Consider the following 23,507-nt stretch of genomic DNA (forward strand, 5'->3'; position numbering starts at 1 on the left):
AGGTTAACTGTTGCGTTACGGGGTATATTTGTTGTAATACTGCAAACCTCGCTATAATATATGAAACACCAGAAGAGGGTAGGAGGTCTATCGGATGAAAAAGGTACTCATTCTTGGCGGGACACGCTTTTTCGGCAAACGTCTGGTCGATCATTTGCTGTGGGAAGGAAAATCGCAAATTACCGTTGCGACGCGCGGCAAAACGAACGTGGACTTCGGGCCAGAGGTGAACCGGATCAAGATGGATCGGGAGGATCCGCAATCTCTAGCTGAAGTGGCACAGATTGACCAGTGGGATGTGGTGTATGATAACATCTGTTACTCACCGGATGCGGCGAAGTCGGCGTGTGACGCTTTTGCGGGACGTACCCAAAGATATGTGCTTACATCAACACTCTCCGTGTATGGTGATCCCCAACCGGGATTTAAGGAAGAGGACTTCGATCCATACACGTATCCATTGAAATACGGGAATCACGAGGACTTTTCGTATGGAGAGGGCAAGCGGCTGGCGGAGGCTGTGTTTTTTCAGGAAGCAAGTTTTCCTGTCGTGGCGATGAGAATTCCAATTGTTCTCGGAATAGATGATTATACGAGAAGACTGCATTTTCATATTGAACATGTGCAAAAAGGAAAGCCAATTGGCATGCCGAATCCGGACGCGGAAATTGGTTTTATCAATTCTACGGAAGCAGCCAGATTTCTTGCCTGGTTGGGGCATTCGTCGATTACCGGACCTGTAAACGCCGCTTCAAAAGGATCCATTTCGCTGTCTGCCATGATGGACCTGATTGAGACGGTGACAGGCATGCAGTCACAAGTATTACGCGAAACCGTTCAGGAGGATATGTCCCCCTTCGGTATCTCGGAATCGTGGACGATGGACACAACCAAGGCAGAGCAGGCCGGATATACCTTTGAAGCACTGATGGACTGGTTTCCGGGTCTCGTACGTGAAGTGGCACTGGCGCTGCAGTCCGAAGGTTAAATTTTTGGTATATAAGCATGAATGGTAAAACAGGACGCAAGGGAGCGTGCAACTCCTTGGCGTCCTGTTTTTTTATATTAATTTGAGTCCAGTCATACGGATTCTATCATGATTCCAATGGCTTCGATTGCCCTAGTGGCAGGGAAGCTGAAGCACGGATACGCAGTTCGGATGGAAGAATGACCGTTTGCGGATCAGTTGGTGCGGTGCCTTCAATTCTGTCGATTAGCATATGCATGCCTTTGGCTCCAAAATCATAGGCAGGCTGTGCGGCTACCGTGAGGAAAGGATCAAAAGCGGAAGCCAGATCCAGATCATCAAAACAGACGACCGAGATGTCCTCCGGTACACGCAGCCCTCTTTTACGCAGCAAACGAATGACCCCAATCGCGAGCATATTATTGGCTGCAAAAATAGCCGTTGGCTTATCCGGCTGTGTAAGTAACTGTTCCATTCCAGCCTCATCACTGAAATCACGATAACCTGTCCGAAGGACAAGCTTTGGATCAACCTTAACTCCTGCTTCACGTAACCCTTCAGCATAACCCTCTTCACGTAATCTGGCCGTAGAAACCTCGGAAGAGCCGTTAACGAGCGCAATACGGCGGTGACCCAGTTCCGTCAGATATCGGATCAGTAGAAGTGCACCTTGCCGGCTGTCCCCCGCGATGACATCGGATGTGATCCCTGGTACCGTGCGATCCAAGATCACAAACGGGATCTTCCTCTCATGTAACTGCTGCAGATGATCAAGGGAACGGTCGCCCGCAGGGGCAAACAGGACTCCGTCTACACGCGTGGAGAGAATCGTCTCCACGTAGTTCTTCTCCTTGTTGTAATCTTCATCACTATTCCCGAACAACAGACGATATCCACGAGCGTTAGCTGCATCCTCCGCGCCGCGTGCGAGTGTCGTATAAAATGGATTGGTGATATCGGTAATCAGCAGAGATAACATCTGTGTTCGCTGAAGTACAAGGCTGCGTGCATTCGAATTGGGGATATACCCGAGTTCATCAATAACCTGTTGTACGCGTTCCCTGGTGGCCGTGCTGATTCGACCTGTTTGATTAATCACTTTGGAGACCGTCATGGCAGAAACATTGGCTTTCTTGGCAATATCATAAATAGTGATCAATAGAATCTAACCTCTCATAACATAGTCTTACCATTCTATAGGATAATGCCGATTGACAGCAATATGGGCGCGTGCTATGTTAGGGTTACCGATAACCCAAAATACAAAACAAACCACTTTTTTCAGTAAACCATTCACAGTAGGCATTCTTTTTTTGCTCTATACATCCGTTCCTGCAGAGAAAGAGGACTGCATCATGGAGATCCATACATAAAATGGACTTTTGTTCAATTTGAATTTGTAAACGCATTCATTTAATGAATTGCTCTCTTGTCCAGGACTGACGCACCAATAGGGTATCGGGATTACATCGTCAAGGTCTGACCGCTTTAACTGCATCCTGAAAGACAACGTGAAATCAATTCGTACCTATCCAGAAACCACTTGAAGGAGGACGTATTAGTATGACACATCAGGATTACCGTTATAAACAGGCTTTTCCCAAGATTGGTATTCGTCCCACCATTGACGGCAGACGCAAGGGAGTACGTGAATCCCTGGAGGAACAAACGATGCGAATGGCAACATCGGTAGCTGAGCTGCTTACCGCAGAACTTCGTTATCCGGACGGCTCCCCGGTCGAATGCGTCGTTGCCGAATCCTGTATTGGCGGTGTGGCCGAAGCAGCTGCGGCGGCAGAGCTGTTCAATCGTTCAAATGTTGGAGTCACCATTACGGTTACTCCATGCTGGTGTTATGGTACGGAAACGATGGATATGTCTCCATCCATACCTACCGCCATCTGGGGGTTTAACGGTACGGAACGGCCTGGCGCAGTCTATCTGGCAGCCGTACTGTCTGCACATGCTCAGAAGGGGATTCCGGCCTTCGGGATCTATGGCGAGGATGTTCAGGATGGCGGGGATACGACCATTCCTGATGACGTCCGGGAGAAATTGCTTCGCTTCAGCCGGGCGGGTCTTGCAGCTGCTACGATGAAAGGGCGGGCATACCTGTCCATTGGCTCGGTATCCATGGGAATTGCCGGATCCATTGTGAACGATTCCTTTTTCCAGGAATATCTCGGCATGAGGAACGAATATGTGGACATGAGCGAGCTGACCCGGAGGATCGAGGAAGAAATCTATGATCCGGAAGAATATAAGTTGGCACTGGCTTGGGTGAAAGAAAATTGCATTGAAGGGCCGGATAACAACCCGACCCATCTGCAAACAGACCGCAAGCGGAAAGAGTATGAATGGGAAACTGTTGTGAAAATGACTCAGATCGTACGTGATCTGATGGCCGGCAATCCCAGATTGGCAGAACTCGGTTTTACAGAAGAATCGATGGGTCATCACGCGATTGTATCCGGCTTCCAGGGTCAGCGGCAGTGGACGGATCATTCGCCTAATGGCGACTTCCTGGAGTCGATCCTGAATTCATCCTTTGACTGGAATGGCAAACGCTCCCCTTACCTGGTCGCCACAGAAAATGACAGCCTGAACGGTGTATCCATGCTGTTCGGCTCACTGCTCACTCATACAGCCCAGATATTTGCAGATGTACGTACGTATTGGAGTCCGGACTCGGTTGCACGGGTAACAGGGCATCAATTGGAGGGAAAAGCGAAAGACGGAATTCTCCACTTGATCAATTCGGGCTCCGCGGCACTCGATGGTACTGGGCAGCAATCCAGAGACGGTAACCCTGCTCTTAAGCCTTTCTGGGAAATTACAGATGAAGAGGTCCAGAACTGCCTGCAATCGACATCGTGGAGACCTGCATCAGTCGAATATTTCAGAGGCGGCGGCTACTCCGCAGACTTCCTGACCAAAGGCGGTATGCCTGTCACGATGACACGTCTCAATCTGGTTAAGGGGCTTGGTCCTGTATTGCAGCTCGCTCAGGGTTACACCGTGGATCTGCCTGATGAAGTGCATAATACGCTGGACCAGCGGACGGATCCGACTTGGCCATCAACATGGTTCGCTCCGATTTTAACAGGAACAGGCGCATTTACCTCCGTTTATGAAGTCATGAACCAATGGGGAGCCAACCACGGCTCGATTTCATACGGTCACATCGGGGCAGATCTCCTAACCCTGGCTTCAATCTTGCGGATTCCAGTGAGTATGCACAATGTTCCGGATTCCGAGATATTCCGTCCACGGGCATGGGGGTTATTCGGAACAAGTGAACCGGAGAGTGCAGATTACCGTGCCTGCAGCGTGTTTGGACCTTTATACCGTTAGACTATCCTGTCAGACGCCATATTCTGCCTAATCCGAATGTGGCGTTCTTCCAAAGGAGGAGGCAAGAGAGATGGGAAACACGCTAAACCATGTGCTTGCTGCTGACTATGGTGCCGGAAGCGGCCGGGTGGTCAGGGGAAGTTTTGACGGTGAGATGCTCGCGTTACAGGAAGTACATCGATTCAGTAATGATCCCGTTCAGCTTGCGGACGGATTGTACTGGGATTTCCTAAGACTGTTCCATGAATTGAAACAGGGCATTGTAAAGGGCACGCAGGGATTAACTCAACCAGTCCGTTCCATTGCCGTGGACACATGGGGTGTTGATTATGGCTTGGTGGATGGGGCAGGAAGATTGTGTGGTAATCCACGTCATTACCGGGAATCGCGTAATGCCGATTGGATGAAAGAGACGCTGCGTATGGTTAATGAAGAAGAGCTGTATAGCATGTCCGGCGTCCTGCCTCAGCAGATTAATACGGTGTTCCAATTGGTTGGAAGCCTACGGGAAAACGCTGAATTACGTCCAGATATGCGGATGTTATTCATGCCGGATCTGTTTCACTTTTATCTCTCAGGACAGAAGGCCTGTGAATATACCATTGCCAGCACAAGCGGACTTTTGCATGCCGGAGAGGACCGCTGGAATGAATCCTTGTTTGGCCGCCTCGGTTTACCTGAAACACTTTTCCCACCCATTGTTCGGCCGGGCACTGTGCTGGGACGATTAACAGATGATCTGTGCGCAGAGTTACAGATTGAACCCATGCAAGTCATATCTGTAGGCTCGCATGATACGGCATCAGCACTGGCCGCCATTCCTGCGTCAGATCCGAATTTTGCCTTTATCAGCTGTGGAACCTGGTCATTAATGGGCATGGAACGCGACTCTCCAGTACTGGATGAACGCAGCCGCAGTCTGGGATTCACCAATGAAGGGACGGTCAGTGGCAAGACCAGAATTTTGAAGAATCGGTCAGGTCTCTGGCTTCTGCAGGAGTGCAAGAGGCAGTGGGAACGGGAAAATCATATTTTCAGTCATCAGGAGCTGGTTCACCTCGCAGCATCGGCTCCAGCGCTACAAAGCTTCATCCTGCCGGGGGATGCGATCTATCTAACACCGGGTGATATGCCTGAACGAATACGCCAGCAATGCAGTGCCACCAACCAAGTGACTCCGGAAACCATCGGAGCGATTGTACGCTGTATCTTGGAAAGCCTGTCTCTGGAATTCAGGCAGACACTGGATGAACTTGAACTTGTCACGGGGAGCCGGCCGAGCGTCATTCACATGGTAGGCGGAGGTGTTCAGAATCGTTTATTGTGTCAGTTTACAGCGAATGCCACCGGTATTCCTGTGGTAGCAGGGCCAGTGGAGGCAACTGCCGCCGGGAATTGCATGCTGCAATTCATGGCCCATGACGAAGTAGGCAGTTTATCTGAGGTCCGGGAGATTGCCGCTGCTTCCTTCACTCTGGAAACCTATGAGCCAGAGGATAGCCTGCCATGGCAGGAAGCCTATGAAATCTATCAAAAACTGAATGGACGCTTAGCGAAGGGACTGAAATAAAAAGAAGTTAAGGGAGTGGAGGAACACATGACTGAACAGCTGGTAAGAGAAGAACTGACCAAATATGCCCGCAGATCGGTAGCGCAGGGTCTCGTGGTTGGACCTGGAGGCAATCTAAGTGCCCGTTCGGAAGGCACGATGCTGCTCTCTCCGAGTGGTTATGCACTTGAGGATATTGAACCGGAGGAGTGGATTGCGGTTGATATCGGGACAGGTGAGACCCGGGCCGGATCAACACGCCCTTCCTCAGAAGTGTTAATGCATCTGTACAGCTATCGCGTGAATCCCGATATTCAAGCGATTGTTCATACGCATCCTGCATATACGATCGCTCTGAGCCTGGTGTACGATGAACTGCCTCACCTTTTTCCGGATCAGTCTGCACTTGTAGGGGACGTCGGTTTCATTCCTTACGTTCTACCTACGACCAAACTTCTGGCTGATGCAGTCGCAGCTAAGGTGGACTCCCATTCGGCCCTCATTCTTGTTAATCATGGACTGGTCACAACGGGGAAAAATTTGCGTGAAGCCTATTATCGAACTCAAGTGGTCGAGGAAAGTGCAAAAGTGTACATGATTGCCAAGGCAGCTGGAGAACCAAGGGTTCTTACGGCGGAACAATATAAGGAGATCCAATCTCTAGAGAGTGAAGCGTATCGTGTCCAGCTGCTGCAACAGCTCAAGTCATAATACCAAGAGTATCCATATAAAGTTTATTGAGTGCCAATATAGAGTGTATTCAAAAGCGTTTCGTCATAATTCGACATAAACCCCAAAAAGCTGACCCTTATTCCGACACCTATTGCAAAACCTGAAAAACCGAGTATAATACTCGGTAAATAGACGAAAAGGGGATGCAATAAACGATGAAAACACATGCTGAATTGAACTCACTTCTTGTTGACGATTATCTGGATCTCCTGAACATAGCGACACAGTTAGGTGACGATGAATGGAAGAACTCCATTCTGCAAGCACTAAAAGAAGAGGTGGACGCTAATCGTCACTTGGATTCTCAAGAAGTACGCCAGGATCTCTGGACCCAGTTTGAAGGGATTAATGAACAGATGCATGATCTCTTAATGCAGCTGAAACATGCCGATTCCGCTGAAGAGAAAGAGCAAATCGTTGAGATGCTCTGGGGATTGAAAGTGGACCGTAATGCCATAACCCGCAAACTTGAAACCATAAGCCGTGCCAGTGCCGGTCAACAGTAAACGTATATCATTCTGGTATTATATAAAAGCCCGCTGTGCCCCTTCGTACGAATAAGGGAGCATAGCGGGCTTTACTTTTTTTTCATTTTATAATTAAAACTGCTTCGCTGCAGTTCGAGCCTGTTCAATTGCATCCTGTTTAATCTGATCCGCCCGTTCTCTGTATTGGTTGTGACCTTCAATGAAGATCCCGTCCAGCTTGGGTACACCCAGGAATGACATGATGATGCTCAGGTATCGATGCCCGGATTCCGTTTGAGCTGCAGGACCTTCGGAATAGATACCTCCGCGGGCCTGAATATGCAGTGCTTTTTTATTCGTCAAAAGTCCGATCGGACCTTGCTCTGTATAGCGGAACGTTTTGCCAGCCACACATATGGAGTCAATGTACGCCTTCATGATTGGAGGAAATGAGAAGTTCCACATCGGAGTAACAAAAACATACTTGTCAGCTGATGCAAACTGATCCGATAGCTCATTCAGACGGCTTACCTTGGATTGCTCTTCCGAAGTGAGTTCACTGCCGGATTGAAGTTTACCCCAACCACTGAACACATCGGCATCAATATGTGGGATGTTGGAGCGATACAGATCAAGATGGACAACCTCATCCGATGGATTGCTTTCGCGGTATGCATCTATAAAAGCTTGACCTGTGGCCATACTGAAAGAGGTCTCATGATCATGTGGATGGGCAGTAATATACAGTAGGGTTGGCATACAATACTTCCTCTCAGTCATGTATTTGGGTGAATTCATCATTCCTCAAACAATAAAGTGACCGCTGTAGTATGCACACTAAAATACTTTTTATGCTTGGGTTCTTTTTATGCCTGGATTACACGAATCTTCACCTATGTCATTAGTTGCAGAAGGAATAGTGACCTGGTACTTCATGATGTATAATAAACTGGACTAGCAATGAATTAAAATACGAATCAGTATGGAACAAGAATTGCAAACGATACCATGGATGAGTGAGATGATTGCAAATGGGAATGGACCTGGAGAAACAACGATTAAGCATTGAAGCAGCCAAATTGTATTATCAGTCGGATTACAGCCAGCAGGATATCGCCGTTAGGCTGGGCGTGTCTCGTCCAACCGTATCCCGGTTGCTCCAGTATGCCAAGGACCGAGGTTATGTCCGTATTGAAATTATGGACCCGCTGGAGGATATTGATATCATTGCCGGGGAACTCAAAGCCAAATATAATCTGGATACCGCACTCGTCTGCTTTGCACCATTGAAGAGTGATGAGGAGATACAGAGGCACATCAGCAAAAGAGCAGCTGACTATCTGCAGGACACTGTACAGGATGCAGATATTATTGGAGTGACATGGGGAACAACGATGTACGCGGTGGCCAAACAGCTTCGGGCCAAACAGGTGAAAGGTGTTGAAGTCGTTCAGTTAAAGGGAGGCGTAAGTCATTCCCACGTCAACACGTATGCAGCGGAGATCGTGCATTTGTTCGCGGAAGCGTTCCATACCGTTCCGCGGTATTTGCCCCTGCCTGTTATTTTTGACAATATTGAAGTCAAGAAAATGGTGGAAGCTGACCGGCACATCGGACGCATCGTAGAGCTCGGCAGGCAGGCCAACATCGCCATTTTCACTGTTGGAACGGTGAAGGAGGACGCACTCCTGTTCAAGCTGGGTTATTTCAATGAAGAGGAACAGCAATTGCTGATGAATTCGGGTGCAGGTGATATCTGTTCACGTTTCTTTGATGCTGAGGGTCAATTGATCAGTGAAGAGATCAACAGCAGAACCGTAGGGATTGACCTGGCTGAATTACGGAACAAAGAGAAATCCATCCTTGTTGCTGGTGGTCAACGCAAAATCGAAGCCATCCACGCAGCGCTCAAAGGACACTATGCGAACATTCTGGTAACAGACCAGTACACAGCTCAGGCTTTGCTTCGATTCTAAATCTGAGGATGACAACATCTGCCACGGAAGAATGGTGGATGTTTTGCTTTTTTAGGGCAGAAGCTATAAGCGTTGTTTCGCTCATAATAACGGGTGAATGGGATTGAACAAAGGTTCATATTGATTTTTACATATGTTCATGTTAGTGTAAGGCTATAAATAAACAGTTCAGATAAGGGAGAGATTCAATTGACTACAGCTCAATTAGCCAAAATGATCGATCATACCTTGCTTCGTGCGGATGCAACACAAAGCGAAATCAACCAATTGACGGAAGAAGCGAAACAGTACCAGTTTGCTTCCGTATGCGTAAATCCGGGTTGGGTTTCTTATGCTGCAGAGCAGCTTCAAGGTAGCGGCGTAGATATCTGTACGGTAATCGGATTCCCTCTGGGAGCTTCCACTTCCGAGACCAAAGCGTTCGAAACGACTGATGCAATGGCTAAAGGTGCTACAGAAGTAGACATGGTGATCAACATCAGTGCATTGAAAGATGGAAAAGATGACTATGTAGAGCAGGATATTCGTGCTGTTGTTGAAGCTGCAGCGGGTAAAGCATTGGTAAAAGTCATCATTGAAACGTGTCTGCTTACAGACGAAGAAAAAGTACGTGCATGCCAGGCAGCGGTTAGAGCAGGCGCCGATTTTGTCAAAACATCCACAGGTTTCTCTACAGGTGGGGCAACGCCAGAAGATATCGCTCTGATGCGTCGCACAGTTGGACCAGATATGGGTGTAAAAGCATCGGGCGGGGTACGCAGCCTTGAAGACATGCAAAAAATGATTGAAGCAGGGGCAACCCGGATTGGTGCAAGCTCTGGCGTGAAGATCATGCAAGGCGGACAATCTACATCCTCTTACTAAAAAACCAGGTCGTTGATCTGTTCTCCAGAAACCGGTATGTACACCGATGATGGGGAACAGTTCCTCAACCTTTATCAGATGAATAGTTTGTAAGCGCTTCACAAGTTTTCTGAAAGCTCCATTCCCCGGTGTGGCCTTTGAGCAGAATTCTACATCTGGCTAAACGACCTTCAAAGGAGAGATTATATGAAATTTCTGATTGCCATTCTTGGTTTACTTGTTGTTTTTGGACTGGCTTACATTGCAAGTAACGGCAAGAAGCAAATACGCTACCGGCCGCTGGCTGTCATGATTGTTTTACAGATCATCCTCGCTTATGCTTTGCTGAACACTGGTGTAGGTACGTTTTTGATTGGCGGATTCTCCACGATATTTGAAAATTTGCTTGATTACGCAAACGAAGGCATCGCTTTTGTATTCGGAGGTCTTACGACCATAGAAGCAGAAGGCGGCGGGGTACCGTTTTTCCTAAACGTGTTAATGCCGATTGTCGTCATCTCTGCTCTGATTGGTATTTTGCAGTATATCCGAATCTTACCTTTTGTTATAAAATATATTGGTCTGGTATTAAGCAAAATCAACGGAATGGGCAAACTGGAATCATATAACGCGGTTGCTTCCGCCATTCTGGGGCAATCTGAAGTGTTCATCTCCGTAAAAAAACAAATCGGTTTGCTGCCGAAGCATCGGCTGTACACACTATGTGCCTCAGCCATGTCCACGGTATCGATGTCCATTGTCGGTGCCTATATGTCCATGATTGATCCGAAATATGTGGTTACAGCGCTTGTGCTGAACCTGTTTGGCGGTTTTATCATTGCTTCCATCGTGAATCCTTATAGGGTAACCGAGGAAGAAGATATATTGGAAGTGCAGGAAGAGGAAAAACAATCGTTCTTCGAGATGCTGGGTGAGTACATTCTGGACGGTTTCAAAGTGGCGATCGTTGTTGCAGCAATGCTCATCGGTTTCGTTGCCCTGATTGCACTCATTAACGGCATATTTAGTGCTGTTCTCGGCATTTCGTTCCAGGAACTGCTTGGTTATGTGTTTGCACCCTTTGCGTTTATTATGGGCGTTCCCTGGAAAGAAGCGATTCAGGCGGGAAGTATCATGGCAACCAAAATGGTGTCGAACGAATTCGTCGCCATGCTGGATCTAACCAAACAAACCACACTGTCTGCCCGTACGACAGGCATTGTGTCGGTCTTCCTCGTATCGTTCGCCAACTTCTCCTCCATCGGTATCATTGCCGGTGCGGTCAAGGGACTTCATGAGAAACAGGGCAATGTGGTGGCCCGCTTCGGTCTGAAGCTGCTTTACGGTGCATCGCTTGTCAGCGTGCTGTCTGCGATCATCGCCGGACTGTTCTTGTAAGCCGGATAATTGGAAGGAGTGCTTAAGTTATGTCAACATTCAAAAGAGTACATCTGATCGTTATGGATTCTGTAGGTATCGGTGAAGCACCGGATGCAGCAGAATTTGATGACTTCGATGTGGATACGTTTGGTCACATTGCACGTGAACGTGGAGGTCTGAACATGCCGAATATGGCAAGTCTTGGACTATCCAACATTAAAGAAATTGAGGGTATTCCTGTCGCGGATGCTCCCAAAGCGTATTATACCAAAATGCAGGAAGCATCCCGAGGCAAAGACACGATGACAGGCCATTGGGAGATCATGGGACTCTATATTGATACGCCGTTCCGTGTATTCGAGAATGGCTTCCCGGATGAGCTGATTCAGCGCATCGAAGAGAAGACAGGCCGTAAAGTCATCGGAAACAAACCGGCCAGTGGTACGGAAATCATTGATGAGCTTGGTGAAGAGCATGTGAAAACCGGAGCGCTCATTATCTATACATCCGCGGATTCCGTTCTGCAGATTGCAGCACATGAAGATGTGGTGCCGTTGAAAGAGCTCTATGAAATTTGTGAATTTTGCCGGGAGATTACACTTGATGATCCATACATGCTGGGCCGTATCATTGCTCGTCCGTTCGTGGGAGAAGTGGGTAACTTCAAACGTACAGCGAACCGTCACGATTATGCGCTCAAACCATTCGGCCGTACGGTGATGAATGAGCTTAAAGACGGGGGATTCGATGTTATCGCCCTTGGTAAAATCGCAGACATCTATGATGGTGAAGGTGTGACCAAGTCTGTGCGTACAGTGTCGAACATGGATGGCATGGACAAATTGTCCGAGACGATGGATGAAGAATTCACCGGGCTTAGCTTCCTGAACCTGGTAGACTTCGACGCATTGTTCGGCCATCGCCGTGATCCACAAGGATATGCTCAAGCACTTGAGGATTACGATGCACGTCTGCCTGAGATTTTTGAGAAAATGACCAACGATGATCTGCTGATTATTACGGCTGACCATGGTAACGACCCAACGTATCGCGGTACGGACCATACACGTGAGTATGTGCCACTGCTTGTTTATTCTCCACGCTTTACTGAAGGTAAGCAGCTTGAACTGCGCAGTACATTTGCCGATCTTGGTGCAACGGTAGCCGATAACTTCGGTGTTCAATTGCCGGAGTATGGTACAAGCTTCCTGAAAGATTTAAAATAGATTTCGTCGTTCGTCGTTCGTCGTTCAGGCTAAAACCAGATGAATAATGTAATTGTAAACAAAAAATATGCAGAGCACCGGAGCAGCTTCGGCTGCCCGGGATCTGGCATGACTATATTAATGGATAAACTGGAGGAGATTTAACCATGAGTACACATATTGGAGCCAAACCCGGAGATATCGCAGAAACAATTCTTTTGCCAGGAGATCCATTGCGGGCTAAATATATCGCGGATACGTATTTGGAAGATGTCGTTTGTTATAACGAAGTTCGCGGAATGCTGGGCTTTACCGGTACATATCAAGGAAAACGCATTTCGGTGCAGGGTTCAGGCATGGGAATTCCATCGTTCGCCATCTATGCCAATGAGTTGATTAGCGAATATGGCGTCAAAAACCTCATTCGCGTGGGAACATGTGGAGGTATGCAGGAGCACGTGCGTGTTCGTGACGTCGTTTTGGCTCAAGCCTCCTGTACAGACTCCAGCATGAACAAGCTTGTGTTTGGCGGGTATGATTTCTCCCCAATCGCAACGTTCTCCTTGCTGAAAGAAGCGTATGACCGCGCGACAGCAAAAGGCATGAAAATCCACGTGGGTAACGTATTCAGTTCCGATTCGTTCTACCGTGACGACCGCTCGGTTACCGAAAAATTGATGCAGCACGGCGTATTGGGCGTGGAAATGGAAACAACAGCACTCTATACAATTGCAGCGAAGTTTGGCGTGAATGCATTGACGATTCTGACAGTAAGCGATCACTTGCTAACTGGCGAGGAAACCTCTGCTGAAGAGCGTCAAAAAACCTTCAACGACATGATGGTCGTTGCACTGGAAACAGCAATCACACTTTAAGTTTTACTATTAATCAAGCAATTGATTTGAATTGAAACTTTGTCATTAGCACGTAGTGAAGGAAACGGATCAATTCTGAAGAAGCGAAGCGTTCGCCTTTGTCTCCGAATTTTTCACCACCACAATAACATACAAATTTACACGATAACGGAGAGGGCAGAATGAACTTGAAGAAGCGAATTGCCCGCCTTAAGCCTCCGGGACAATTTTTGACAAATCAGAAGGTAGTGAAGGGAACGGAATCGATTCTGAAGAAGCGTTAGCGTTCGCCTTTGTCTCCAAATTTCTACCTAACTAAAAGTAATTCAAAGAAAATTTGGAGACAACAGCGATCGGAAGAACGATCCGTAACCGGAACGGCCACCTCGGAGATAAGTTAAATCACTCACAACAAAGGAGAGATCATCATGAGAATGGTAGACATTATTGCCAAAAAACGTGACGGAAAAGAACTGACAACAGCTGAAATTGATTTTGTTGTTCAAGGTTATACCCAAGGAGAAATTCCGGACTATCAAGTCAGCGCTTGGGCGATGGCCGTTTTCTTCAAGGATATGACGGACAAGGAACGTGCGGATCTGACGATGTCGATGGTTAATTCGGGTGAAACGATTGATCTATCTGCCATTGAAGGCATCAAAGTAGACAAGCACTCCACTGGAGGCGTTGGTGACACAACAACATTGGTGTTGGCACCGCTCGTTGCTGCTCTGGATGTTCCTGTAGCCAAGATGTCCGGACGCGGTCTGGGTCACACCGGCGGAACGACAGACAAGCTGGAGTCCGTTGCCGGTTTCCACGTGGAGCTGGAGAAGGAAGAGTTTATTAGACTCGTAAACGAACATAAGGTAGCGGTTATCGGTCAGAGTGGTAACCTTACCCCAGCTGACAAGAAGCTTTATGCACTCCGTGACGTAACGGCAACAGTTAACTCCATTCCGCTCATTGCCAGCTCCATCATGAGCAAGAAAATTGCTGCAGGTGCTGATGCCATCGTACTGGATGTAAAAACGGGTGCGGGTGCATTCATGAAAACGACGGAAGATGCAAAAGAACTGGCACATGCCATGGTCAGCATCGGTAACAATGTAGGGCGCAAAACGATGGCAGTTATCTCCGACATGTCTCAACCACTGGGCTTTGCGATCGGTAACGCGCTTGAAGTGAAAGAAGCAATTCTGACGCTGCAGGGCAAAGGACCAAAAGATCTGGAAGAACTGTGTCTGGCACTTGGACGTCAAATGGTGTTCCTTGCTGGCAAAGCAGACTCCTTGGAACAAGCGGAAGAGAAATTGAAAGAAGTAATCCAGAACGGGAAGGCACTGGAGAAATTCAAGCATTTCCTGTCCAACCAAGGTGGCGATGCGTCTGTCGTCGACCATCCGGATCGTTTGCCACAGGCGAAATATCTGATCGAAGTTGAAGCTGATCAGGACGGTTATGTCGCTGGAATCGTAGCGGACGAGATTGGTACTGCTGCGATGCTGCTTGGCGCAGGGCGTGCTACCAAAGAATCCGAGATTGATCTTGCTGTTGGCTTGATGCTGAACAAAAAAGTTGGCGACAAGGTCAAAGCTGGTGAATCGTTGGTAACCATCCATGCCAATCGTGAGGATGTGGCAGACGTGATCGCGAAGATCAAAGAGAACATTACCATCGCTGATCACGCGGATGCTCCAGTGCTCGTTCATGATATTGTAACTGAATAATCAATCAGATCCCCGAGTACAATACGTTTTTGGACTCGAATTGAAAAACCCGAAGCCGTGGATTCCTGGCTTCGGGTTTTTTCTCGTTCAATGAATCTGAGACTTGGTCTGGGCCTTTACTTAGGTTTAAACTAGATTTTTTATTTCCCTTGGAGTTTATCATAGGCCATTACGGAATCGGCATTGGTATAAATATAAGGCGTGGATGGCTCGGAAACAGCAGTAATCTTCGCTGCTCGAATCTCAATGGTATCTTTGCCATTCACCTGAGCTGATCCAATGCTGCCATCAATCTGTACCCAGCTGTCGGTAGGGAAGCTGTCGGCTTCAGGGATGTGGATCATTACGCCAAATGGCGCTGCATCTGCTGGACAGCACATGACGAGGAACCGCCCAAGCGCAAAGTGTGATTCATGATCCATACTTTCATCCCGATAGACAAAGCCAGTAAGGGAGATTGGCTTGCCAGCAAATTGTCGTTGAAACATGTCAATAGTGCCAAGCGTTTCCGAAAAAATCTCAGGATAAACCTTGATGACCGGTTCTGCATACAATTTTTCCGCTAGCTCAGCAAATTCACGGCTGTATTCATCAGGAGGAATGAATTGGACTTTACTCGCTGACCCAGCTGCAGTAGATGATTGGTTATGGGCAAAATCTTGAATATTCAAGCTCGTAGCTTCCTCTGGTGCCGGTTCTTTGCGCCGGATTTCGGGAGGCGCGTAAGACAGCGACATGCCTTTCTGACTGGCCATGGAACTGCCGAGTGCTTGATCCGGCAGCAAAAATCCGAGCAGTAGAGGAAACATGATTAAGCCGTAGGTCACCAAGCTTCGAATCACTCCAGACGGAGGTGGATGTTCACAATCGCAATGGATCTGTCCATGACCGAACAGTCCATGCCAAGCCATAATGACCGCGATGAACAGGAGTGGTATGGGACAGCATAACAGCAAACGCTGCATCGTAGGTGCCAGATAATAATGTAAAGAATCATTCTCCTTCAAATGGAAGATGTACACGGCAAGACCACCAATCCATACCGCACGGATTAATGAATGCCACTGGATGGAGTGCCGCCTTGAAGTGTGACTGTGGATGTGAAAGGATGCAGGCTGAATCATCTACTCACCTCTTTTCAATTCTCAATGGTAGGAGCATATACGCTATACCAGAAGGTTAATCAGCCATGATCCAGCGAAGACGAGAACAATAATGGCTATGCTTAACCCAATGACAAACCTTGTGCGGAACGTGGACAGAAGCATCAGTGTGCTTTTGAAATCGAGCATTGGGCCCAGAACCAGAAATGAAATGAGTGGACCGAGAGCGAAGGTATGCGAGAATGCAGAGGCTACAAATGCATCGGAAGTCGAACAAAGAGACAATACATAAGCAAATCCCATCATAAACACATAGGAGGCAACCGGTCCGTTCCCCAGTGCAATCAAGTCATTTCGACTAATAAACGTCTGAATGCAGGCAGTAATCAATGCACCAATGACCAAATACTTGCTCATATCCACAAATTCATCTCCGGCATGGATAAAGAAGCTGCGCCAGTTTTTCTCATGGTTATGGTCGTGGTCGTCGTGCTTATGTGGGTGTGCCATTTTGAATGCGGAGTGAGTCTTGACCTCTGTCACGGCAGCCTTGGCTCTGCGCAGAGGATTCTGCCGTACAAACAAATAGACCAGCAAGCCAATCGAAGCTGCGACGGCAAAAGCCAGTGCCATGCGGGCAATCGTGATTTCGGGATGAGATGGAAAAGCGAGCAGTGTTGATGTAAACACGATCGGATTGACTACTGGGCCGCTAAGAATAAAAGTAACTGCAATGTAAGCAGGCATGCCTTTATGCATCAAACGGCGAACAACCGGTATCATGCCACATTCACAGATCGGAAATATGATGCCGAGTAAACCAGCCACTAAAACTCCACCAACGGGGTTCTTTGGTGTAAGCTTGCGAACCATTTCTTCCGACACGAACCACTGCATGAGTGAAGAGAGCAGTACACCGATGAGTAGAAAAGGAGCAGCCTCGAGGAAAATGCCGATGAATACGGTTTTCACATTTTGCAAAGCTTCGCTGTTCCACGCCTGTTTTTGATCAGAAGACATCGTGATGAGCACGGGAACAAGAAAGGCGCAGGGAACCAGGATGGACAGGAGCTTCATATTGGCTGCAAGCTTCATACAACAGACCTCCACAACCGGACTTTTAGTAATCTATATGCTTGTACCTTAAGCAACATACGCAGATTGGTCTTTTAATCATAAATTTTACGATTTATTCACCAGTATTAAATCGAGAAGTTGACAAGTGAAAGTCAACTCAAGTATAGTGTTGATTGTTAATCGTAATTAGTACGATTAACAATCAACCAAAAAACATATTGGTTCTTCCTTTTTATCAAAGAACCGTGGAGTGGAGGAATAGACATGTCTGAGAAACAAGAGAATCCCCGGGTACCCGTAACCGTATTAAGCGGTTATCTGGGCGCAGGCAAAACAACCTTATTGAATCATGTGCTACATAATCGGGATGGTATGAGAGTTGCCGTAATCGTAAACGACCTGAGTGAAGTAAATATCGATGCCGGGTTAATTCGAGATGGAGGCGGATTATCACGTATTGACGAGAAGCTTGTGGAAATGTCCAATGGCTGTATCTGCTGTACGCTTCGGGAAGATCTCCTGAAAGAAGTGGAACGTCTCGCTCTGGACGGTTCTTTTGACTATATTCTGATTGAATCGACGGGTATTGGAGAACCTGTTCCCGTTGCTCAGACATTTACCTATATCGATGAAGAACTTGGAATTGATTTAACGAAATTCACCAGGCTCGACACCATGGTAACTGTCGTGGATGCGGCGCAGTTCTGGCGGGACTTTTATTCAAAGGAAACATTAATGGATCGGGGGCAGGAAGCAGGAGAGGGCGATGTCCGGGGAATCGTGCATCTATTGACCGATCAGGTTGAATTCTGCGATGTGCTGATACTCAACAAGTGTGATCTCGTCTCTGAGGAGGAATTGCTCAAGCTGGAAAAGGCGCTGCATGCGATGCAACCCGGAGCCAAGCTGATTCGAACGACACACGGACAGATTGATCCGAAGGATATATTGAACACGGGACGGTTTGATTTTGAAAAAGCGAGTCAGTCTGCAGGCTGGATCCGCGAATTAATGAAGGAAGAACACACCCCGGAAACGGAAGAGTATGGCATTCGCTCGTTTGTATACCATCGGAAACGTCCGTTTCATCCGGAACGATTGCTGCGCTGGATTGCGAAGTGGCCGGAGAGTATTGTCAGATCCAAGGGATTGATGTGGCTGGCTACACGGAACCATATGGCTATTTCCTTCAGTCATGCAGGGACCTCCAAGCAGCTCGGACCAGCTGGCTTATGGGTAGGTGCGATGAGCGAAGAGGAACGGCAGATGCATTTTGGAGATACGTTACCAGCCATTCCGGATTGGGATGATACGTGGGGAGACCGGGTAACGAAATTGGTGTTTATCGGAATTGATATGGACCGGGCAGAGATTGAGCGAACATTGGACGATACTTTACTTACCGAAGAAGAGATGCAGCTTAACTGGCGTGAACTGAAAGATCCGTTTCCATCATGGGGTTGACAAAAGAAAAAGGATGGGATAGTATCATTAAACAGTAATGATTACGATTAAATGAAGGAGGTCACAACATGAGAGTCATTGTAACTTTAGCTTGTACAGAGTGCGGGGATCGCAACTATACCACGACGAAGAACAAACGTAACCATCCGGAGCGTCTTGAAATGAAAAAATATTCACCACGATTGAAGAAAGTGACGATTCACAGGGAAACGAGATAAATTTTTTTGTCGTTTTTAAATCGTAATACTTACGAAAAGAGGACCTGGCATGATTCTATCTTCCATGCGCGATGTGGTTTTTGGATATGGGAAAGAACCCGTCATTGATCAATTATCGCTGGATATTCATGTGGGCGAGTTTGTAGGCATTACCGGACCCAATGGTTCGGCGAAAACAACCATGCTGAAATTGCTGCTGGGGCTGTTACAGCCCTGGAGCGGCACGGTACATATGAATATTCAGAACAACAATGGCAACAAACTGGAGATCGGATATGTGCCCCAGCAGGTGGCATCATTCAACAGTGGGTTTCCCAGTACAGTCATTGAACTGGTGCGATCGGGATGTTATCGCAAGCTTGGTTTATTCCGAAAATTCTCACCCGAACAGGAAGCCGTAGTCGAACGCAGTCTTCGGGAAGTCGGCATGTGGGAATATCGCAATGCACGGGTAGGCGCGCTGTCGGGTGGACAGAAGCAGCGCATCTGCATCGCCAGAGCTCTGGCAGGACAGCCCCAAGTTCTAGTTCTGGATGAGCCGACAACAGGCATGGACCGCCGCAGCCGGGAAGGTTTCTATGATCTAATGCGCCACTATGCAGATGTCCATGGATTGACCATTATTATGGTCACCCATGGCCTTGAAGAGATGGGCAACCGATTGGACCGGACGATCACCCTGGAGCGTCAAGAAAGTGAGGAATGGCAGTGTTTGAGTACGAATTCATGCAGCGAGCCTTTTGGGCAGGCGGACTGATTGGCATTATTGCTCCGATACTTGGTGTCTACCTGATGCTTCGGAGGCAGGTGCTGATGGCCGATACGCTGTCCCATGTTTCTCTGGCGGGCGTGGCCCTCGGTTCGATCATGAATCTCAACCCGGTAATCTGCGGGTTTGCGATTGCTGTCATTGGTGCGTTATTGGTCGAACAGCTGCGGAGAAGCTATCGTACATATAGTGAAGTGCCAGTGGCGATTATCATGACTTCAGGCCTGGCACTGGCTGTGGTGCTTATGAGTCTGAAAACCAATTTGTCCAAGACCTTCAGTTCCTATCTGTTCGGTTCCATCGTTGCAGTCAGCAATGTTCAGTTAGGGATGATGGCAGCTGTATGCATCATTGGATTGTTTTTTTTCATCGTACTACGAAGACCTTTATATAATTTGACATTTGACGAAGAGACAGCCTCTATTGGAGGTGTTCAGGTCAAAGGTTTATCGTTTGCCTTCGCCGTATTGACTGGTCTGACGGTTGCTTCGGCCATGCCGATCGTTGGCGTACTGCTTGTATCCGCATTGATTGTGCTGCCAGCTGCGCTGGCACTTCGAATCTCTCGCAGCTTCGCTGCTGCATTGGCCATTGCCGTCATTACCGGGTTAATCGGCATTTTTGGCGGATTGACGACATCTTACCATTGGAATACACCGCCAGGCGGGACGATCGCACTCATTTTGCTGGCCTTTCTATTGACCGGAATATCAGCACAAAAGCTGATTCAACTATACAATCGTAAACGGCACCGCAAGGAAGTAAAACAGCAGCGTGCAAAGATATTAATACAATCGAGGGAGAATACACCACATGAAATTCAGTAAAAAATCAGCAATGGGGCTGTTGTTCAGTCTCACACTTATTGTAGCAGGTTGCGGACAAACCAAAACCGCATCGAATTCGGATGCAGCTTCAACAAGTACTCCTGCAGCAACGGAGAAAAAATTGAACGTACAGGTTAGCTTTTATCCGATGTATGAGTTCACCAAAAATGTAGCAGGAGATCTGGCTGATGTACATACACTCGTTCCTGCTGGTATGGAGCCTCATGACTGGGAGCCAACACCTCAGGATATAGCTAGCATCGAGAAAGCAGATGTACTCGTCTATAATGGTGCTGGCATGGAATCATGGATCGATCAAGTAAAGGATAGTCTGAGTAATGACAAGCTGGTACAAGTTGAAGCAAGCCAAGGCATTGATCTGCTTGAAGGCGTAGAAGATGGTCATCATCATGGGGACTCTAGTGCAGATGAACACGACCATGATCATACAGATGAAGCAACGACAGAAGAGCATGACCATGATCACGAGCATGGGGAAGAAGCTGCTGCAGAAGAGCATGACCATGAACATGCAGATGAAGCAACGACAGAAGAACATGACCATGAACATGATGCCGGCACAGAAGAAGGGCATTCACATGATCATGGCGGGCTTGATCCGCACGTTTGGTTATCACCTGTTCTGGCTGTTCAGGAAGTGCGGAACATCGAAGCCGGACTGGCACAAGCTGCACCGGAACATGCCGAACAATTCAAGCAAAATGCGGATGCTTACATCGCCAAGCTGGAAACACTTGACCAAGAATTTAAAGCGGCTGTAACCGACAGCAAACGAAAAGATTTCATTACACAGCATGCAGCCTTCGGCTATCTTGCACAGCAATATGGACTGCAGCAAGTACCTATCGCTGGGTTGTCTCCCGAGCAAGAGCCATCTGCAGCACAGATGGCATCTGTAATCGATTTTGCCAAGGAACATCAGGTCAAAACGATTTTCTTCGAAACACTGGTATCTTCCAAAGTATCCGAGACCATCGCCAGTGAAGTGGGCGCAAAAACAGCCGTCTTGAATCCCATTGAAGGATTAACCGAAGAGGAAATTGCTGCAGGTCTGGACTACATTGGTGTAATGGAGCAGAATCTGCAGGCCCTCAAACTGGCTCTGAATGAATAAATTAAAACCCATTTGATACCAGTCATCGAAAAAGGTACAATGGTACAACATGCTGAGGAATGGCCGTGCCATTCCTTTGCCTTTTGCCACGCAGAGAGCACAGCGATGTGCTCTTTTCGTTGTGTAAGATGCTATCGGAGGACCAATGGGAGTAGGAGGAGAAGCTTATGGGTCTAAGTGAAGAACATGAAGTATTGCTAAGTCAGCAGCCGCCTCATCTATGGAGACGACGCAAGCAGGAGCTGCTGCACTGGACGGAACGTGATAAATATAACGTGTCTGCGAAGAGAACGGTGTTGTGGAACGGTGTAGAAATAGATGCGGAGCTGCTTGAAGCCTTATCCTCACTTCAGCAAGCCGGTGTTGGGACCGAGTTTTCATGTGCCGGAGTAAGTCCGCTAGATGAACCGATAGACCATTCGTTATATGCCTATGTTACACTAGTGCAAAGTGAAACCGCCGATCAATTCGTCCAATATGCACTGAAGCATATGCGGAATCGTCTGCTTGTTACGCTTGAGATCGAGAAGGGACGTTATGATTTGTCTTCTTTCTTCATTGGGCATAATCGCAGCTTCTGCTGGTGGATGGAATATTGTGCAGCCCACTTCTCCATGAGAAACGAGAAGAGGGTTGATACGTAGTATAACGATAGGCATGTTAGTCGGTGATGGGGAGGGAACACGGAATTGAATAAATGGCTCAAAACCATATTGTTTTTGGTGGCTTCAGTTTTTCTAACACGTTTTATTCCGTTTTCTTCGTTGTTTCGAAATCTGGACACGATGATTCATGAATTCGGTCATGCTTTAATGACCTTGCTGTTATCCGGGAAAGTATTACGAATCGAATTATACGCCGATCACAGCGGTGTCACATACTCATCCATGTTAACACCAGGCAGATCCATTTTGGTGTCATTGGCAGGGTATGTCACGGCCTCCCTTTTTGCATGGTTGTTATTCTATCTATACCGCAAAGGGCTGCAGTTGTGGGGGCTAGGTATCATGACTGCTGTAGCGTTGGTTTCCCTTTTGTTATATGTACGAGGAGAATTCGGCATGTTATGGCTTACAGGTTTCATTGCTCTGAATGTCGTAATTATGATCTTTGGCGCTAAAATCGTGAAGTACTACTATCTGTTGCTCGCTTTCTTGACCCTGGAAGAGTCTGTGGTTAGTGCCATGTACGTCGGTTTCATGTCCTGGACACAGCCTTCACGGGCAGGGGATGCAGCCAATCTGGCTCAACAGACATTCCTGCCAGCCCTGTTCTGGGGAACACTCTTTGCCTTGTTTGCCCTGTGGTGTGCAAAGGGGGCGCTGAGTCTGTTTTTCCGCAAAGAAGGTACATCTCGCAGTTCACGTTCACGTAGTGTACGTTCGCGCAACGCTTAGATGCATTTAGAAAAGGCACTTCCTTTTGGAATAAAGGAGGTGCCTTTCTTCATCATTTGTGATATGGTTACCCCTAATCTCCGAGATTCTCCCATAGGACGTAGAAATAATAAATCTCCTCCATAATCGCCTGATCATCTTCAGCGGCAACGCCACCCCTAATTCGTGCAAGAGTACCCAGAATGTCGTAAATGGTCTCACGTTCCACACTAAACTGAATACGATTGACGACCCGGTCCCAGGCTTGCATTGCATATTCAATTTGAGACTTGGCTTCAGTCCACTGTTTTTTCTCCACTTGCTTTTCCAAGGTTTGTACGGATTCGAGCAAGCGATCCTGTGTACCAAATGGTTTTTTGAGAAATGAGCCTGTGGCCATGATGGCTACAAACAGAACAAGCAAAAATATGGGCAGTACATACAGCAACCAGAAACGTGTTTTCATTCAACCGCCTCCATG

Annotated in this window: 23 protein-coding genes; 18 read left to right on the forward strand and 5 right to left on the reverse strand. The window is 47.6% G+C overall.

Annotated elements, in window-relative coordinates; translation table 11 throughout:
* Positions 1 to 94: 94 nt before the first annotated feature.
* Positions 95 to 988, forward strand: a complete 894-nt coding sequence (locus tag F4V51_RS14585) for an NAD-dependent epimerase/dehydratase family protein (protein WP_153978540.1) — start codon at positions 95 to 97, stop codon at positions 986 to 988.
* Between the two features lie 106 nt (positions 989 to 1,094).
* Here F4V51_RS14585 and F4V51_RS14590 read toward each other — a convergent pair whose 3' ends face one another.
* Positions 1,095 to 2,126, reverse strand: coding sequence for a LacI family DNA-binding transcriptional regulator (locus F4V51_RS14590; protein WP_153978541.1), 1,032 nt, complete (start codon positions 2,124 to 2,126; stop codon positions 1,095 to 1,097).
* A 404-nt stretch (positions 2,127 to 2,530) separates the two neighbouring features.
* Between F4V51_RS14590 and F4V51_RS14595 the strand changes: the two genes are divergently transcribed.
* From F4V51_RS14595 to F4V51_RS14610, 4 genes are all read left to right on the forward strand, one after another.
* Complete coding sequence (locus F4V51_RS14595) at positions 2,531 to 4,321, forward strand: L-fucose isomerase (RefSeq protein WP_153978542.1); 1,791 nt, start codon at positions 2,531 to 2,533, stop codon at positions 4,319 to 4,321.
* Positions 4,322 to 4,391: 70 nt separating this feature from the next.
* On the forward strand, positions 4,392 to 5,891 hold the full coding sequence (locus F4V51_RS14600) for a rhamnulokinase (RefSeq protein WP_153978543.1): 1,500 nt from the start codon (positions 4,392 to 4,394) through the stop codon (positions 5,889 to 5,891).
* A gap of 27 nt (positions 5,892 to 5,918) precedes the next feature.
* Positions 5,919 to 6,581 (forward strand): class II aldolase/adducin family protein, encoded by a 663-nt coding sequence (locus F4V51_RS14605; protein ID WP_153978544.1) that lies wholly within the window; start codon positions 5,919 to 5,921, stop codon positions 6,579 to 6,581.
* Between the two features lie 176 nt (positions 6,582 to 6,757).
* Positions 6,758 to 7,108: a hypothetical protein gene (locus F4V51_RS14610; protein ID WP_153978545.1), complete on the forward strand. Its 351-nt coding sequence runs from the start codon at positions 6,758 to 6,760 to the stop codon at positions 7,106 to 7,108.
* Between the two features lie 93 nt (positions 7,109 to 7,201).
* Here F4V51_RS14610 and F4V51_RS14615 read toward each other — a convergent pair whose 3' ends face one another.
* Positions 7,202 to 7,828 carry an FMN-dependent NADH-azoreductase gene (locus F4V51_RS14615; protein ID WP_110822113.1) on the reverse strand — a complete coding sequence of 209 codons (627 nt, stop codon included), beginning with the start codon at positions 7,826 to 7,828 and terminating at the stop codon, positions 7,202 to 7,204.
* Between the two features lie 278 nt (positions 7,829 to 8,106).
* Here F4V51_RS14615 and F4V51_RS14620 point away from each other — a divergent pair, with 278 nt between their 5' ends.
* The 6 genes from F4V51_RS14620 (at position 8,107) to F4V51_RS14645 (ending at position 15,057) form a co-directional block, all read left to right on the forward strand.
* Positions 8,107 to 9,045, forward strand: coding sequence for a DNA-binding transcriptional repressor DeoR (locus F4V51_RS14620; RefSeq protein ID WP_095287731.1), 939 nt, complete (start codon positions 8,107 to 8,109; stop codon positions 9,043 to 9,045).
* Between the two features lie 213 nt (positions 9,046 to 9,258).
* Entirely contained in the window at positions 9,259 to 9,909 is a 651-nt protein-coding gene (deoC, locus tag F4V51_RS14625; RefSeq protein WP_153980706.1) for a deoxyribose-phosphate aldolase, read from the forward strand.
* A gap of 186 nt (positions 9,910 to 10,095) precedes the next feature.
* Complete coding sequence (locus F4V51_RS14630; protein WP_153978546.1) at positions 10,096 to 11,286, forward strand: NupC/NupG family nucleoside CNT transporter; 1,191 nt, start codon at positions 10,096 to 10,098, stop codon at positions 11,284 to 11,286.
* A 29-nt stretch (positions 11,287 to 11,315) separates the two neighbouring features.
* On the forward strand, positions 11,316 to 12,494 hold the full coding sequence (deoB, locus tag F4V51_RS14635; RefSeq protein WP_153978547.1) for a phosphopentomutase: 1,179 nt from the start codon (positions 11,316 to 11,318) through the stop codon (positions 12,492 to 12,494).
* 146 nt (positions 12,495 to 12,640) lie between these two features.
* On the forward strand, positions 12,641 to 13,348 hold the full coding sequence (gene deoD, locus F4V51_RS14640; protein WP_153978548.1) for a purine-nucleoside phosphorylase: 708 nt from the start codon (positions 12,641 to 12,643) through the stop codon (positions 13,346 to 13,348).
* Positions 13,349 to 13,755: 407 nt separating this feature from the next.
* Positions 13,756 to 15,057: a pyrimidine-nucleoside phosphorylase gene (locus F4V51_RS14645; RefSeq protein WP_153978549.1), complete on the forward strand. Its 1,302-nt coding sequence runs from the start codon at positions 13,756 to 13,758 to the stop codon at positions 15,055 to 15,057.
* Positions 15,058 to 15,197: 140 nt separating this feature from the next.
* Here the strand turns inward: F4V51_RS14645 and F4V51_RS14650 are convergent, their stop codons facing one another.
* Together F4V51_RS14650 and F4V51_RS14655 are read right to left on the reverse strand one after the other, a co-directional pair.
* Positions 15,198 to 16,181 carry a TIGR03943 family putative permease subunit gene (locus F4V51_RS14650; protein ID WP_153978550.1) on the reverse strand — a complete coding sequence of 328 codons (984 nt, stop codon included), beginning with the start codon at positions 16,179 to 16,181 and terminating at the stop codon, positions 15,198 to 15,200.
* 42 nt (positions 16,182 to 16,223) lie between these two features.
* Positions 16,224 to 17,255: a permease gene (locus tag F4V51_RS14655; RefSeq protein WP_153978551.1), complete on the reverse strand. Its 1,032-nt coding sequence runs from the start codon at positions 17,253 to 17,255 to the stop codon at positions 16,224 to 16,226.
* Positions 17,256 to 17,501: 246 nt separating this feature from the next.
* Here F4V51_RS14655 and F4V51_RS14660 point away from each other — a divergent pair, with 246 nt between their 5' ends.
* The 7 genes from F4V51_RS14660 (at position 17,502) to F4V51_RS14690 (ending at position 23,047) form a co-directional block, all read left to right on the forward strand.
* A complete protein-coding gene (locus tag F4V51_RS14660) occupies positions 17,502 to 18,701 on the forward strand; it encodes a GTP-binding protein (protein WP_153978552.1) in 1,200 nt (399 codons plus the stop codon).
* 68 nt (positions 18,702 to 18,769) lie between these two features.
* On the forward strand, positions 18,770 to 18,919 hold the full coding sequence (gene rpmG / locus F4V51_RS14665; protein WP_153978553.1) for a 50S ribosomal protein L33: 150 nt from the start codon (positions 18,770 to 18,772) through the stop codon (positions 18,917 to 18,919).
* Between the two features lie 49 nt (positions 18,920 to 18,968).
* Positions 18,969 to 19,676 carry a metal ABC transporter ATP-binding protein gene (locus F4V51_RS14670; RefSeq protein ID WP_153978554.1) on the forward strand — a complete coding sequence of 236 codons (708 nt, stop codon included), beginning with the start codon at positions 18,969 to 18,971 and terminating at the stop codon, positions 19,674 to 19,676.
* Positions 19,622 to 20,515: a metal ABC transporter permease gene (locus tag F4V51_RS14675; RefSeq protein WP_153978555.1), complete on the forward strand. Its 894-nt coding sequence runs from the start codon at positions 19,622 to 19,624 to the stop codon at positions 20,513 to 20,515. Before F4V51_RS14670 ends, F4V51_RS14675 begins: the two co-directional genes overlap by 55 nt.
* Positions 20,502 to 21,650 (forward strand): metal ABC transporter substrate-binding protein, encoded by a 1,149-nt coding sequence (locus tag F4V51_RS14680; protein ID WP_153978556.1) that lies wholly within the window; start codon positions 20,502 to 20,504, stop codon positions 21,648 to 21,650. Before F4V51_RS14675 ends, F4V51_RS14680 begins: the two co-directional genes overlap by 14 nt.
* Before the next feature lie 167 nt (positions 21,651 to 21,817).
* Positions 21,818 to 22,294, forward strand: coding sequence for a hypothetical protein (locus F4V51_RS14685; protein ID WP_153978557.1), 477 nt, complete (start codon positions 21,818 to 21,820; stop codon positions 22,292 to 22,294).
* 45 nt (positions 22,295 to 22,339) lie between these two features.
* Positions 22,340 to 23,047 (forward strand): M50 family metallopeptidase, encoded by a 708-nt coding sequence (locus F4V51_RS14690; RefSeq protein WP_153978558.1) that lies wholly within the window; start codon positions 22,340 to 22,342, stop codon positions 23,045 to 23,047.
* Positions 23,048 to 23,120: 73 nt separating this feature from the next.
* On the opposite strand, the gene F4V51_RS14695 is transcribed toward F4V51_RS14690, so the two are convergent.
* On the reverse strand, positions 23,121 to 23,492 hold the full coding sequence (locus tag F4V51_RS14695) for a DUF4363 family protein (protein WP_153978559.1): 372 nt from the start codon (positions 23,490 to 23,492) through the stop codon (positions 23,121 to 23,123).
* Between the last annotated feature and the right edge of the window lie 15 nt (positions 23,493 to 23,507).

This window comes from Paenibacillus xylanilyticus, from assembly GCF_009664365.1.
Classification (GTDB): Bacteria; Bacillota; Bacilli; order Paenibacillales; family Paenibacillaceae; genus Paenibacillus; species Paenibacillus xylanilyticus_A.

What these genes read in the sequence shown, in the direction of transcription:
- F4V51_RS14595 (WP_153978542.1), top strand. Translation starts at nt 2,531, where the DNA reads ATGACACATCAGGATTACCGTTATAAACAGGCTTTTCCCAAGATTGGT.
- F4V51_RS14680 (WP_153978556.1), top strand. Translation starts at nt 20,502, where the DNA reads ATGAAATTCAGTAAAAAATCAGCAATGGGGCTGTTGTTCAGTCTCACA.
- F4V51_RS14630 (WP_153978546.1), top strand. Translation starts at nt 10,096, where the DNA reads ATGAAATTTCTGATTGCCATTCTTGGTTTACTTGTTGTTTTTGGACTG.
- F4V51_RS14605 (WP_153978544.1), top strand. Translation starts at nt 5,919, where the DNA reads ATGACTGAACAGCTGGTAAGAGAAGAACTGACCAAATATGCCCGCAGA.
- F4V51_RS14685 (WP_153978557.1), top strand. Translation starts at nt 21,818, where the DNA reads ATGGGTCTAAGTGAAGAACATGAAGTATTGCTAAGTCAGCAGCCGCCT.
- F4V51_RS14600 (WP_153978543.1), top strand. Translation starts at nt 4,392, where the DNA reads ATGGGAAACACGCTAAACCATGTGCTTGCTGCTGACTATGGTGCCGGA.
- F4V51_RS14620 (WP_095287731.1), top strand. Translation starts at nt 8,107, where the DNA reads ATGGACCTGGAGAAACAACGATTAAGCATTGAAGCAGCCAAATTGTAT.
- F4V51_RS14675 (WP_153978555.1), top strand. Translation starts at nt 19,622, where the DNA reads ATGGCAGTGTTTGAGTACGAATTCATGCAGCGAGCCTTTTGGGCAGGC.
- deoC (WP_153980706.1), top strand. Translation starts at nt 9,259, where the DNA reads ATGATCGATCATACCTTGCTTCGTGCGGATGCAACACAAAGCGAAATC.
- F4V51_RS14660 (WP_153978552.1), top strand. Translation starts at nt 17,502, where the DNA reads ATGTCTGAGAAACAAGAGAATCCCCGGGTACCCGTAACCGTATTAAGC.
- F4V51_RS14645 (WP_153978549.1), top strand. Translation starts at nt 13,756, where the DNA reads ATGAGAATGGTAGACATTATTGCCAAAAAACGTGACGGAAAAGAACTG.
- F4V51_RS14585 (WP_153978540.1), top strand. Translation starts at nt 95, where the DNA reads ATGAAAAAGGTACTCATTCTTGGCGGGACACGCTTTTTCGGCAAACGT.
- F4V51_RS14610 (WP_153978545.1), top strand. Translation starts at nt 6,758, where the DNA reads ATGAAAACACATGCTGAATTGAACTCACTTCTTGTTGACGATTATCTG.
- F4V51_RS14670 (WP_153978554.1), top strand. Translation starts at nt 18,969, where the DNA reads ATGATTCTATCTTCCATGCGCGATGTGGTTTTTGGATATGGGAAAGAA.
- deoD (WP_153978548.1), top strand. Translation starts at nt 12,641, where the DNA reads ATGAGTACACATATTGGAGCCAAACCCGGAGATATCGCAGAAACAATT.
- deoB (WP_153978547.1), top strand. Translation starts at nt 11,316, where the DNA reads ATGTCAACATTCAAAAGAGTACATCTGATCGTTATGGATTCTGTAGGT.
- F4V51_RS14650 (WP_153978550.1), bottom strand. Translation starts at nt 16,181, where the DNA reads ATGATTCAGCCTGCATCCTTTCACATCCACAGTCACACTTCAAGGCGG.
- rpmG (WP_153978553.1), top strand. Translation starts at nt 18,770, where the DNA reads ATGAGAGTCATTGTAACTTTAGCTTGTACAGAGTGCGGGGATCGCAAC.
- F4V51_RS14615 (WP_110822113.1), bottom strand. Translation starts at nt 7,828, where the DNA reads ATGCCAACCCTACTGTATATTACTGCCCATCCACATGATCATGAGACC.
- F4V51_RS14695 (WP_153978559.1), bottom strand. Translation starts at nt 23,492, where the DNA reads ATGAAAACACGTTTCTGGTTGCTGTATGTACTGCCCATATTTTTGCTT.
- F4V51_RS14655 (WP_153978551.1), bottom strand. Translation starts at nt 17,255, where the DNA reads ATGAAGCTTGCAGCCAATATGAAGCTCCTGTCCATCCTGGTTCCCTGC.